At 65.1% G+C, this 12,456-nt stretch carries 10 protein-coding genes; 3 read left to right on the top strand and 7 right to left on the bottom strand.

The genetic code is table 11. The features are described 5' to 3' along the window. Positions 1-5: 5 nt before the first annotated feature. Positions 6-275 carry a ribbon-helix-helix domain-containing protein gene (locus VOI18_RS10545; RefSeq protein WP_323762370.1) on the bottom strand — a complete coding sequence of 90 codons (270 nt, stop codon included), beginning with the start codon at positions 273-275 and terminating at the stop codon, positions 6-8. A gap of 128 nt (positions 276-403) precedes the next feature. After that, positions 404-1,591, bottom strand: a complete 1,188-nt coding sequence (locus VOI18_RS10540; protein ID WP_323762369.1) for an acetyl-CoA C-acyltransferase — start codon at positions 1,589-1,591, stop codon at positions 404-406. A 228-nt stretch (positions 1,592-1,819) separates the two neighbouring features. On the opposite strand from VOI18_RS10540, the gene VOI18_RS10535 reads away from it, so the two are divergent. Then, on the top strand, positions 1,820-2,140 hold the full coding sequence (locus VOI18_RS10535) for a type II CAAX prenyl endopeptidase Rce1 family protein (protein ID WP_323762368.1): 321 nt from the start codon (positions 1,820-1,822) through the stop codon (positions 2,138-2,140). Position 2,141: 1 nt separating this feature from the next. Here VOI18_RS10535 and VOI18_RS10530 read toward each other — a convergent pair whose 3' ends face one another. The 5 genes from VOI18_RS10530 to flgK form a co-directional block, all read right to left on the bottom strand. Continuing rightward, positions 2,142-2,861: a hypothetical protein gene (locus tag VOI18_RS10530; RefSeq protein WP_323762367.1), complete on the bottom strand. Its 720-nt coding sequence runs from the start codon at positions 2,859-2,861 to the stop codon at positions 2,142-2,144. 932 nt (positions 2,862-3,793) lie between these two features. Continuing rightward, complete coding sequence (gene mnmA, locus VOI18_RS10525) at positions 3,794-5,023, bottom strand: tRNA 2-thiouridine(34) synthase MnmA (protein WP_323762366.1); 1,230 nt, start codon at positions 5,021-5,023, stop codon at positions 3,794-3,796. A gap of 329 nt (positions 5,024-5,352) precedes the next feature. Next, complete coding sequence (locus VOI18_RS10520) at positions 5,353-5,646, bottom strand: hypothetical protein (protein WP_323762365.1); 294 nt, start codon at positions 5,644-5,646, stop codon at positions 5,353-5,355. A gap of 77 nt (positions 5,647-5,723) precedes the next feature. Next, positions 5,724-6,638 (bottom strand): flagellin, encoded by a 915-nt coding sequence (locus VOI18_RS10515; RefSeq protein ID WP_323762364.1) that lies wholly within the window; start codon positions 6,636-6,638, stop codon positions 5,724-5,726. Between the two features lie 15 nt (positions 6,639-6,653). After that, positions 6,654-8,795, bottom strand: coding sequence for a flagellar hook-associated protein FlgK (gene flgK / locus VOI18_RS10510; RefSeq protein ID WP_323762363.1), 2,142 nt, complete (start codon positions 8,793-8,795; stop codon positions 6,654-6,656). 528 nt (positions 8,796-9,323) lie between these two features. Here flgK and VOI18_RS10505 point away from each other — a divergent pair. Both VOI18_RS10505 and VOI18_RS10500 read left to right on the top strand, forming a co-directional pair. After that, entirely contained in the window at positions 9,324-11,726 is a 2,403-nt protein-coding gene (locus VOI18_RS10505; RefSeq protein WP_323762362.1) for a flagellar hook-length control protein FliK, read from the top strand. Between the two features lie 9 nt (positions 11,727-11,735). Further along, on the top strand, positions 11,736-12,401 hold the full coding sequence (locus VOI18_RS10500; RefSeq protein ID WP_323762361.1) for a flagellar hook assembly protein FlgD: 666 nt from the start codon (positions 11,736-11,738) through the stop codon (positions 12,399-12,401). The last annotated feature ends 55 nt before the right edge of the window (positions 12,402-12,456 follow it).

Genomic DNA, 12,456 nt, shown 5'->3' with positions numbered 1-12,456 from the left:
CGATTTTATTCGACAGGCGGCGGCAGGGGCGTGTCCGTTCCCAGACTGTCGACCCAGGCCAGCATGGCCCCGTGATCGACAACACGGCCAGCATCGACGTCCGCGAGCGCTTCAAGCGTCAGCCGGTGACGCTCCTCTTCCTGGTCGACCCAGGCGGCCAAAGCCTGTTTCATCACCCAGCCGCGCGAGCGATCAAGCCGCGCCGCCATGGCATCCACCTTCTCGGCCAGACCAGACGGCACATGCGCGGTGATGACACGCGTTGCAGCGCTCATGGCAATCGCTCCCAATCGGACTGATTGTAACTTAATCACTCCATGTCAGATTGGCAATCTGCGACCTCGAACGACAAAGGGCGCAGCCATCGGCCGCGCCCTCTTCATGCCAGTCTGTACGACCAGGCCTACATGCGCTCGACAGCCACCGCCGTGGCTTCGCCGCCGCCGATGCAGAGCGAGGCGACGCCCTTGGTCTTGCCGCGTTTTTCCAGTGCGGCGAGCAGGGTGACCATGATGCGGGCGCCAGACGCGCCGATCGGGTGACCCAGGGCGCAAGCACCGCCATTGACGTTGATGATGTCGTGGGAAATGCCCAGCTCCTTCATCGCGATCATCGGGACGACGGCGAAGGCTTCGTTGATTTCCCACAAATCGACATCACCGATCTGCCAGCCGGCGCGCTCGACGACCTTGCGCATGGCGGGTACCGGCGCGGTGGTGAAATAGGCCGGCTCGTGGGCGTGGGCTGCGGTGGCGACAATCCTGGCGATCGGCTTGAGACCGCGACGCTCTGCTTCCGACAGGCGCATCAGGATCAGCGCCGCAGCACCGTCCGAGATGGCCGAGGCATTGGCGGCCGTCACCGTGCCGTCCTTGGAGAAGGCCGGGCGCAGGGACGGGATCTTCTCCGGCATCGCCTTGCGGGGCAGCTCGTCCGTATCGACAACCACATCGCCCTTGCGGCCCTTGATCGTGACCGGTGTGATCTCGCGCCTGAAGTCACCATCCCGGGTCGCGCGCTGGGCACGGGCCAGTGTTTCCAGGGCGTAGGCGTCCTGCTGCTCGCGGGTAAACTGGTGCTCCTCCGCGATCATGTCGGCATAGACACCCATCGGCTTTTTCTCATAGGCGTCTTCGAGGCCATCCTGGGCCATGTGGTCCTTGATGGTGTCGTGACCGTATTTGAAACCGCCGCGATGGGTCGGCAGCATGTGCGGCGCGTTGGTCATCGATTCCATGCCGCCGGCGATGATGATGTCGGCATCGCCCGAGGTGATCGCGGCGCGACCCATGATGGCCGCCTGCATGCCCGATCCGCACATCTTGTTGAGCGTCGTGGCTTCAACGGATTTGGGCAGGCCGGCCTTGATCGCCGCCTGGCGACCCGGCGCCTGGCCCTGACCGGCCATCAGCACATTGCCCATCAGGATCTGGTCGATGTCATCACCGGCGATGCCGGCTTCTTCCATCGCCGCCTTGACGGCAACCGCGCCGAGCTCGTTGGCGGACAGGGGTGCGAGTTCACCGAGCAGGCCACCCATCGGGGTGCGGGCCATGCCGACGATGACGATAGGATCGTCCACAGCACTCATTTCATCTCTCCTCTGGGATCATTCTTGATTAGTCTGGCGCGCATGATCGAATTATGCGGCACAGCGTCAAGTTATTTCGCAGATGCAAAACGAGCCGTCCGAACCTCGCCCGGATTGCCGATATGGGGGCAATCCCTTCTAATATTTGCTCTATTCATCGCCGCAGCCCTCGCCATCAACAAAGTTGAATACCTGTTCAACTTTTTGGTGACAGAGGATTTGACCGGCTTGTTAGCGGTAGCAGCACTGGCGATCCTCGTCCCGGCGTTGGCCGAGGAGCTTGTTTTCCGGGTCGGGCTGGCGGGTCGCAAGGGCCGGATTCGCGCCACCCTCGCCCTCGCCGCCTTTGTGCTGTGGCATCCGGTCCAGGTCTGGCTCGGCCTGCCCATGGCGCAACCGCTCTTCCTCCAACCCGGCTTCCTCGCCATCACCGCCGCCCTCGGCCTCGCCTGCACGATCAGCTACCGGACCAGCAGCTCTGTCTGGCCGGCCACGGTGATGCACTGGCTGGTCGTGGTGGGCTGGAAAGGGCTGACGATGCCGGCTTGAGCTAACGCTCGCACGCGTCCGTCTCGCCAAGCTCACACGCCTGCACGAACAGGGCCCGCGCCCGGACGGCATTGCGGCGCAGGGTCTGGGCACCATCACGGCCACGATGATACATCAGGGCCAGCGCGTAACAGGCCGTCCCGTCGCCCTCGGCGCACACCACGTCGCAATCACCCAGCTTGCGCATCCGGCCGACACGATTGCCGTAGCAGGCCGCCCGTGAGGCCTCCAGCGCATTGCGGCCCAGCGACGCCAGCAGATCGGCCTGACGGGCACAGCCATCGGAAAAACCGGCTTCGCAGGACTGGCGGGCCAGCGCCAAGCCCCGCTCCCGATCGGCCACATTGCCATCCTCGAAGAAGCTGGCGGCCTGCCAGCAGGCCATCGAGCTGCCCCGCTCACATCCTGACAGGGCGATCGGCAGGTAGCGCTCGCGGTCATAGCGGATCGGCCCGTAAGGATTGGGCGTGTTGATGCGCTCGAACACCCAGCAGGCCCGGTCAGACCCGACTTCGCAGCCACGCACGAACAGGGCCACCCCCTCGTCGGTCAGCCAGAATGTGCTGTCGGCGCGCTGCTGGACGCCATAGGCGTAGAGACAGGAAAACCCGTCACCCGCCTCGCAGGCGGCAATATAGGGCGCCGGGTCCGGGTCCGCCGGTTGCGCCCGGGCGACCGGAGCCAGAACGACGCTGAAGAAAAGGATCAGGAGAATACGCATCAGGCCTCGCCGGGTTTGGGACAGGATAGTCGGCGCCGGCCCTGGCGGGCAAGCACCAGCACCGCCACGGCGCGATCGCCTGGCGTTTCGAGTGGAGGAGGGAACGGGATGCCGGCCAATGCCGACATCGGGTTGATTTGAATAACGTGACATCGCCGACATCCCGTTCTCGGAGTTTTCCCGGGCTGTCTCCACCCCGATTCCAATGCGTCAGGTAGATGGGGTCGGTCGTTTAGTGCCCCGCGACCTGGTCGCACGCCCTGCCGGAGTGTCGGGATGTCATCCCCGCACGCGGACAGGCTCCGCTCGTCTCCGGGCACAAGTGACTGAGCTCGTGCCTCCCGTCCCGAAAACCGAAGCCATTATGGGTTGGCGGGCGATGGGTGGGGATAAGTTTTCGCGGATTTTTGCTGACACGCACTTTCCCTCTCCCCTGGGAGAGGGTCAGGGTGAGGGGTAAATCCCGGTGACCGCAGGAAAATTCCCCCCTCATCCGGCCTCCGGCCACCTTCTCCCAAGGGAGAAGGAAAGGGGTGCGTGGGCGGGGATAAAGGCACAAAAATTTTGTCATCCCGGACGAAAACCTGCGCAAGCAGGTTGCAGATCCGGGACCTATACACGCCGATATCGGCAGCACCGAGCGTATGGGTGCCGGGTCTCAACCCTGATCAAGTCAGGGCTCCGCCCGGGATGACACGCGCGGGTTTGTCGGTGAGCGTCGTCAGCGCCGGATGTTGCCGCAAACTTCCGCATGCCAATCCCTCTCAAACCAAAGCACATTTATCCCGGCCGCAGCCCCGCAACAGCGGGGCGAAGAGCCGGGAGCCACGAAACCCTCCGGCATGCGATGCGTCTCCCGTCGGTCCCGGGTGGCGCTGCGCGCCTCCGGGAAAAATGGAGAGGGGAGCGCTGGCGGTGGGGTCCACGACGCCCTACCCGATCAACCGAACCCCGCTCGATCCACCACCGCGACCACTGGTGCTGACGATCCAGCCGCCGCCGAGGACACGATCGGCGTCGTCAGATGAATAGAAGACACAAGCCTGGCCCGGCGCGACACCTTCCTCGCCCTTGGCGAGGACGACGCTGATACTGTCCCCATCGACCGCGAGGGCGGCGGGCACGGGCGGGCGGGTGGAGCGGACCTTGACCTGCACCGGCGCACCGTCCAGCGGGGCGTCATCGCCCAGCCAGTTAATCTCCTTGAGGGCGATCGTGTCGACTTCCAGTTCCTCGCGTGGGCCGACAATGACCTGGGCCTTGTCGGCATCGAGGCGCACCACATAGAGCGGATCACCGACGGCGATCTTCAGGCCGCGGCGCTGACCGACGGTGTAGCGGATCACGCCTTCATGGGTGCCCAGGACCCGACCATCGACATGCACGATCTCGCCGGGACGCGAGGCACCGGGACGAACCTTTTCGACAATGTCGACATAGCGGCCCTGGGGTACAAAACAGATGTCCTGGCTGTCCGGCTTGTCGGCAACGATGAGACCGAAGGCCTCGGCGAGCTCGCGCGTCTGGTCCTTGTTCAGGTGACCGAGCGGAAAGCGCAGGAAGTCGAGCTGGTCATGCGTGGTCGCGAACAGGAAATAGGACTGGTCCTTGCCGGCATCGGCGGCCCGGCGCAGTTCCGCGCCGTTCTCGCCGACAACCCGCTGGATGTAATGCCCCGTGGCCATGCACACGGCGCCCAATTGGCGGGCGGTGGTCAAAAGGTCGGCGAATTTGACGGTCTGGTTACAGCGCACGCAAGGAATGGGCGTGAACCCGGCCAGATAGGTGTCGGCAAATTCCTCGATCACCGCTTCGCGGAATCGGCTCTCATAATCGAGCACATAATGGCGAAAGCCGCAGGCCTCGGCGACGCGCTTGGCGTCGTAAATATCCTGACCGGCACAACAGGCGCCCTTCTTGGCCATGGCGGCGCCATGATCATAAAGCTGCAGCGTCACGCCGACGACGTCATAGCCGAGATGGTGCAGCAGCGCTGCGGTCACCGAGCTGTCGACACCGCCGGACATGGCCACCACGACGCGGTGGTCGCCCGGCTGGCCACCCAGCCCCAGCGGATCGCCGGACAAGCCCAAACGGGAAATAAGGTCATCGGCCTGCACACGGGCGCGGCCGGTCGTGTCGACGGGAAGGTCGGTCGTCATATATCGCCTCCAGCGGGGTCAAGGCCCGCAGCAAACGGTTGATGGAGGCGGGTATATAGGCGAAGCAAGCGTGCGTGACCAGTCGGGTCAGGAGCGTCACCAATTGAGATTGTGGAGCAACTGCCCGATGAATTTCATTGGATTGCGAGTAAACGCAAGCGTCAATCCGAAGGAAAGTCCAAACACGGTCGCGGATCCCAGCAGGAGGACCCAGAGGGACGCCCCCCAAGCCACCCAAAGAAACACGCCTGTCAAAGCAACTGCCATGACCAAGCTGACAACGACCGAGAGATCCACGCCCCGCTTCTTTTTGGCCGTTCCTTTACCCGTCATGTCCCCGACCCGCTGAACAAGTCACCGACGAAGCCGAGGCCTGCCGCCAAGAACTCGCCGATCGCGGACAAACCCGGTTCAAACAATGCGGCCAAGGCATTGTCTCCCGCAGCGATTTTCACGCCACCGCCCAGCGCGCCGCCGCCGACCGCAGCGCCCACAACGACCCAGGGCAGGACGGCCAGGCTCACCCCGATGTTCATCACGAAGAGCGCGAGGGCAATCAGGGCACCCAGCAGCGCGCCACCCACGATCGGACGACGGCGTCTTGGTGTGAATCTGCGTGACATGAGCCCCTCCCCTTCCAGTGCAAACACTAGAGCGGGGTCGCGGTACAACAAAAGCGGGAAAACCGGTCGGCCCGTCCCTACCTCAGGAAGTTCAGCAGGGACACCTGGCTGAGCGATGAGAAGGTCTTGGCGGAGACGTCGACGGCGGTCTGGGCGGCCTGGAATCGGGTCGCGGCCTCGGCCATGTCGACGTCTTCGAGATCGGACAGCATCTGCTGGAGGAAGATCTGGCGATCGCCCTGCGCGGTCCGGATCGTTTCGACATTCGCCTGGGCAGCGCCGTTCTCACCAATCCGGACATACATGTTGTCCAGCGCGGTGATGACGTTCTGGATTTCGCCGTTCAGGAAGGTTTCCTGGGCTGCACTGAGCGGCCGGTCAAAGGGGCCGTTCACGCCGGCATCGAAATCGGCAATGCGCTTGAAACTGTCGAACACCTCGCCGCCGACATCGCTGGCCAGCATGCCCGTCTCCAGGGTCAGGTTCTGGTCGAGCTGAACCTGCGGCCGACGGTCATTGTTGACGAAGGCTTCCGACGCCGAACCCATGGCCACCAGGTCGTCCAGGTCATTGGTCGTGACCGGGGCCGTGTCAGTGCGTGTGCCGCCGAAGACATAGGTTCCGGCATGTTTCGTGTTGAGCGCGTTGGCGACCTTGTCGAAGGCTTCGCGCACCTGGTGCATGGTGTAGTCGCCATCCTTCGAGGTCACGGCGAGGCGCAGATCGGTGATCGCATCGGCCATCTGGCCCATCGCGACATCCTGGCTCGCCAGACGGGCCTCGGTGCGGACCGCGGCTTCTTCGTAGGCACTGGCCCGCTGCAGGGCGGCGCGGGTGGCAGACAGGGTCTCGGCCTGGTGGCCGACGCCCTTGAGGTCGGTGGCGAGCTTGCCGGTGGTCAGCTGTTTCTGGGCGTCGAACATCGCCTTCTGGGCCTTCATCAGGTCCATCAGCGCGTTCTGGTTGGCAGCGAAGGTGGAAACACGGGTCATGGTGCGAATTACCTCCTAGACGATGCCCATCAGGGTATCGGTCATTTCCTTGGCCGCCTGCAGCATGCGCGCGGCGGCATTGTAGGATTGCTGGTAGAGCGTCATGGCAGCGAGCTCTTCGTCGAGGCTGACGCCTTCGACATCGGCGCGTTTCTGGGCGGCCGTGGCCTGCAGTGTTGCGGCAGACCCGGCCTCGCTCTCGGCCCGGGCGGCACGGGAACCGATAGTGCCGGCGATCCGGGCGGTATAATCACCAAGGCTGGCGCTCGAGCGGGCCAGTGAACCGGCCGCGTTGAAGGTGCGGGCGCTGGACAGGGCGTCCTGCAGTCCGGCGCCGCCCCGATTGTCACCCGACGACAGGACATAGTCGCCGGCCACCGTGCCCGCATCAATATCCAGCTTGCCGAGGGCGAGACGGAACGAGTCGGCCCGAATGGCGGGGTCGACCGCGAAGGCTTCGGCCCGCGAGGCCCGGGCATTCAGGCCGATGCCGAACAGATCGGAGAAGGAGACACCGCTGGTCCCGCGCGATGTGTCGTCACCGGTCAGCGACAGCTCATAACCCTCGTATCCCGCATTGGCCGTGTAGGTCAGCCCGCCATCGGTATTCAGCGCGAAGGTAACATAGCGGCCCATGCCGCTGGACGTGTCGTTGAGGGCGGTGATCACATCACCGATCGACCCCCCGGTGGTCATCGGGATGTTGTAGGTCCCGGCAGTCTTTCCGGCCACCGTGTCGACGCGGAAGGACAGCGACGTGCCGGTGGTGAAATTATGGGCTTCCGCCGCGCTCAGGCCGACCTCGAAGAAACCGGGCGTGTCGGAGCGCACGAGGTCGTTGAGACCGAAAAAGTGCGACAGGCCGCGTCCGGCGCGGGCCGACGGTGTGGTCTCGTCCTGCAGGAAGGCGACGCCATTATTGGCGGACGTCGCTGCCACGGTCAGCTTGCCATTGGCAAAACTCGCCGAGCCGACCCCGGCCAGAGCCGTATTCAATGCAGTTGCCAGGTCGCCGACCGTGCCGGCTATGGCGACGGCCGCCCCGCCATCCACGGAATAGGTGGCGGCGTCAAAATCAATATCAATGCGCCGGACCAGCTGGCCGGTGCTGTCGGCCACGGCCAGGGTCGTGGCACCACTGAAACCGTGGCTGTCGGTGCTTTCCAGCCCGGTATTGCGACCGGTCAGGGTCTGCGGCGCCGGGTAGGCGGCCGCATTGTTGTGGGCAGCGTTGAGGGCGTCAGCCGCACCGGCCGTCATCTCGGCCAGCTCTTCGGCGATGTTGGGCAGGGTCTGGTCGCGCAGGTCGATCAGGGCCCGCAACTCGCCCGAGGTGATATGGCTGTCGAGTTCCTGCGGATTGCCGCCATTGGGCGGCACCGCATAAATCTTGCCGTATTCGACACCGTAGGAACCCGTGCCTCCGACCTCATAGGTCAGGTCGGCGGGATAGTTGTCGAGCAACAGGACACCGTCGGTCGTCCGCAGCACGACCCGGCCATTGCCCTGGAAATCGGCTCGGATATCCATGAATTCCGACAATTCATCGAGCAGTTCGGAGACGCGGTTCTCGGCGCCGGAACTGTCGCCTCCGCTCGAGGCGACACTCTGGACGCTGGCATTGAGGTCGAAGATTTCACGCAGGATTTCGTTGGAGCGCTGCAGGGCGGCGCTGATCTTGGCGTCGGCCTCCTGGCGCTGGACACGGACTTCGCCGGACAGCCGCTCGGCCTCGGTGAAGAAACTGTCGACATCGGCCGCTGCCGACAGGCGCGCGACCGACAGGGTCGGGTCCACACTGGCCTGGGACAGGCCGGAGAAAGCCGAGTTGAGCCGTGCGAAGATGGAGCCGCTATCGTCCAGATTGCCGAATTGCGACTGCATGCGATCAAGCGCGGCGGCCCGGGTCTGGGTGCCGCTGGCGTCGGAAATACTGCTCAACGAGGTCAGCTGCAGGTAGCGATCGACGATGCGTACGATACCGTTGACCTGTACCCCCATCGCGACGCCGCCGACATTGCGGGCTTCAACGCTGGAGACGGTGCGGGCATAGCCGGGCGTGTTGACATTGGCGACGTTGTTGGACGCCGCGCGCAAGCCCGACTGGCTGGCCTGCAAACCCGAAAGGGCGTTGCCGAGAATACCGCTCAAGGACATGTGTGGCTCCCTGCACAGGCGGCAAAATCGAGGCGGTCCCGGCGGAATCTGCCGTCAAAGCGGCAAGCATTGCCCAGCGCGGCGCTCAGCCCGAGGCGGGCCTTCACCGGGCGATCCATGCCGTAACCATATGCCTTCATTTGCTTTTTCATTCGCTTTCCATGGTCCGGTCCTGACAGATGCGGGCCGGGCGTGCCTTAACCATCGCAAGCGCCGGGCCAATCCCCGGCCAGTCCCTCGCCAGCCCGGCCATCAACTAAACGATCCCCGGTCCCTCGCGGGCGGCTGCACGCGCTCACGCGCGGTAACAAGGTCACGAACGGGGCGCCCGGCGGCCGAGGCCGGTGACCCGGCAAATTGCGCCCACCGGCGGCAATCGAGGTCGGATATTCCTGCCCATCGCAAGGTGTTACCGCCAAATTAACGCGTAATTTCAGAATGTTAGACACTCCTCAATTGGCACAGCGCTTGCGATCATCCCGATGAGACGAGGCATGATGTGTGCCTTGGCGCAGTCGAAGAGCACCCATGACGCTGAACCTGACACCTGCGACCTTGCTGACCGACGCCGGACCTGCCGGCGGTGCACTGGCGCAGCCTGCGGCCGGATCGGGCCATGCATTCCAGGGCGTCAATGGCGCAGTGGCAGACAGCTCTCCCTTCGCGCTGCTGGTCACTGCCAGCCAGGCCCAGTCGGCGATTGGCGCAGCCACGCCGGTCCGCAACGCGGCCATGGCCAGCACGTCACCGCTTCCCCTCGACGCACCGACCCCGACTGTGGCTCAGACTGTGGCCCAGCCCGCAAACACCACCGGTCTCACCGCCGCACCCGCGATGGTGGCGCCGCCGCCACCGGCTGGTCTGTCACAAGCGGGCCTGACACAAGCAGGCTTGTCTGGCGAAGCGGGTACCGAGCTGATGGTCGAAGAGGTGATCCCGGTCACCCCGGTCGCTCCGGTCATCCGCTCCATCACCAAGCCGGGCGTGCAGGTGCAGGACGTCATCGATCCCGCCAACCCGACGGGCACGACCAACTCGACGGGCACGACCAACTCGACGGGCACGACCAATGCGACCGCGTCCCTTGCAACGGCCCCGTCGGCCACACCCGACGAGACGACGACCGCCACAGCGCCGGTCCTTGCCGCCACCGCTGGCAGCAGTGACAAACGCATATCGGTCGGCAAGCCGGTATCCGAAACCATCGCGCCTTCCGGATCGACCCCGGCGCTGGCGACACCCGCGACCACGACAATCTCAGTCACAGACACCGCTGCCACGCCGGTCCTTGCCGCCACCGCTGGCAGCAGTGACAAACGCATATCCGTCGGCAAGCCGGTATCCGAAACCATCACGCACGGGACGGCACCGGTATCGCCTGCCACACCGACAACCACAGCTGCGACTCAATCAGCGTCAGGTGCAGCCCCGATATCAGCCCCGGTATCAGCCCCATTGCCGTCCGGGCCGGGGCCAGTGGCTCCTGCGCTGACGCCCTCTGCGGCACCGGCATCGGGACCGGACATGAATCCGGCTCAGGCCGACGGCGCCAAACCCATGCCTTCGGCTGCCATCAACAGCGCCACCCGCACACCGATCGCACCGCCCGGCGTGGGCCCTCAAATCCCGGCGAACACTAATCCTGTCGTCGCGGGTGCCGGCAGCCCGGCAGCCACGATCCCGGTTGCAACCAAGCCGGCGGCGGCCCTGGTCGGCTCACCCGGCACAGAGGCCGGACACACCCTTGCCAAGGCAACGGAGTCCGTCACCGCCACGCCTCTGACAGCAACAGGCACCATCACTTCAGGCAACGCCGCTGCTGCCAACGCGACACCCGCCAGCTCCGGCCCGTCTCCCGCAGGACCAAATCCGGCGGCCACGACGGTGCCGGCCTTTGCGCAAGCGCCAGCCCAGCCGGCTCCGGCATCGGGGCAGAATTCGGCAGCTCCAAACAAGCCTGCCGCTGGCGTGGCCAAGGCGACCGCAACCGGCAAGACGACAGCTTCAGCGTCCGCCTCCGGCCAGCCCACCGCAACCGCGGCGGCCCGCACGTCCGGGGAGCCTGTCGACCCGACACCGCTGCGCCAGCGCGGTGGCGACACGCCGACCATCCAGACCGCCAGCAGCCTCGCGGCCCGCCCGTCGCCGGGATCGCAAGGCGGTGCCCCGACTTTCAACGCCGCTCCGGGTTCGACCTCGCCGGCCAATCCGTCTGCCAGCGCGGCGACCGGTGCAGCCGGTGCCTCAGCGACCAACAGCGATCCGGCCGCCGTCCTGGCCGCGACCAAGGACGCGCTGCCCACCGCAGCCCAATCCGGCGCTCCGATCACGCCGCTTCCTGCCGCCCTCGGTGAGGCCCAGGCCCAGCAGGCCGCCAGGCTGGACGGCGCATCACTCGATGCGGCTGTCCAGGCCGATGCAGACTTCAACCTGTCGCGGTTGGAGGGGCGGATGGCCGCTGATCGCACCGGCAGCCAGCTACACCGTTTCACGCCGCACACCACCACCCAGCTTGCCGGCCAGATCACCAAACATGTATCCAACGGCAACCGCGTTTTCGACATCCGGCTCGACCCGGCTGAACTGGGCAAGGTCGATGTGCGAATCGAGTTGCGGGCCGACAATCGCGTCCACGCCGTCCTGACGGTGGAGCGTCCCGAGACCCTCAATGAGTTGCAGCGTTCGGCGCGCGACCTCGAACGCTCCCTGGCCGAGGCCGGGCTGGAGCTGGATGAGGACGGGCTGAGTTTCCAGATGAATGACGGCCAGGACCCGGCAGGCGATGACGATCGCGATACCGGCGACGCGCTGCCGGTCTTCACTCAGACCAATGAACTGGCCCGGCGCGCCGAGGACGAATTGTCCGCCCGCCCGCGCTCGGCCTACGGCTTCCTGTTGTCCGGACGCACCGGCGTCGACGTGCAGGTCTAGGAGTACACGATGGTAGATGCAGTCTCCGGCCTCGGTGCCACCAGCCCCTCCCTCGCGAATTCGCAGACCGGGCTGGCCGACAATTTCGAGATGTTCCTGACCCTGCTCACCGAGCAGATGAAAAACCAGGACCCGCTCAATCCGCTGGACTCGACCCAGTTCGTGAACCAGCTGGTCGATTTCTCCAGTGTCGAACAGCAGATCGCCCAGAACCAGAACCTGGAAAACCTGTTGCTGCTTCAGTCAGCCGCCGCGCAGAGCGCCTCGGTCAGCTATATCGGCCGCATCGCTACGGCCCAGACACCGCAGGCCTTCCTGCAGGAAGGCGAAGCCAGCTGGGAGTACACACTGCCCAGTGATGCGACTACGAATTCGATCATCATTCGCGATGAAGATGAGCGGATCGTGGCACGCCGTGATGGCGAGACCTCGACCGGCTCGCATGATTTCACCTGGGACGGTCTCGGCGATGGAGGCGCAGCACTCGATGATGGCGTCTACACGCTGGAAATCATCGCCCAGGACGCAGACGGCGAAGAGCTCGCCGTCGGCATCCAGGCTGCGGCCCGGGTCACAGGTGTGGACCTGTCCGGATCCGAAGTCGTCGTGGAAATGGGCGGTATCCGCGTCCCGCTTTCCTCTGTCATGTCCATCAAGGACGCCAACACCAACTAACGCCAGGCCGCCGGCCTGATCCGGACCGCCAGAAGGGCGATCCGGCCAACCTGAC

The sequence above is a fragment of the Maricaulis sp. genome, assembly GCF_034670125.1.
Classification (GTDB): domain Bacteria; phylum Pseudomonadota; class Alphaproteobacteria; order Caulobacterales; family Maricaulaceae; genus Maricaulis.
This window is presented reverse-complemented; position numbering and strand designations above follow the sequence as displayed.

Bases quoted from the DNA above. Each gene is read 5' to 3' on its own strand.
- VOI18_RS10545 (WP_323762370.1), bottom strand. From the start codon at position 275: ATGAGCGCTGCAACGCGTGTCATCACCGCGCATGTGCCGTCTGGTCTG.
- VOI18_RS10540 (WP_323762369.1), bottom strand. From the start codon at position 1,591: ATGAGTGCTGTGGACGATCCTATCGTCATCGTCGGCATGGCCCGCACC.
- VOI18_RS10530 (WP_323762367.1), bottom strand. From the start codon at position 2,861: ATGCGTATTCTCCTGATCCTTTTCTTCAGCGTCGTTCTGGCTCCGGTC.
- mnmA (WP_323762366.1), bottom strand. From the start codon at position 5,023: ATGACGACCGACCTTCCCGTCGACACGACCGGCCGCGCCCGTGTGCAG.
- VOI18_RS10520 (WP_323762365.1), bottom strand. From the start codon at position 5,646: ATGTCACGCAGATTCACACCAAGACGCCGTCGTCCGATCGTGGGTGGC.
- VOI18_RS10515 (WP_323762364.1), bottom strand. From the start codon at position 6,638: ATGACCCGTGTTTCCACCTTCGCTGCCAACCAGAACGCGCTGATGGAC.
- flgK (WP_323762363.1), bottom strand. From the start codon at position 8,795: ATGTCCTTGAGCGGTATTCTCGGCAACGCCCTTTCGGGTTTGCAGGCC.
- VOI18_RS10505 (WP_323762362.1), top strand. From the start codon at position 9,324: ATGACGCTGAACCTGACACCTGCGACCTTGCTGACCGACGCCGGACCT.
- VOI18_RS10500 (WP_323762361.1), top strand. From the start codon at position 11,736: ATGGTAGATGCAGTCTCCGGCCTCGGTGCCACCAGCCCCTCCCTCGCG.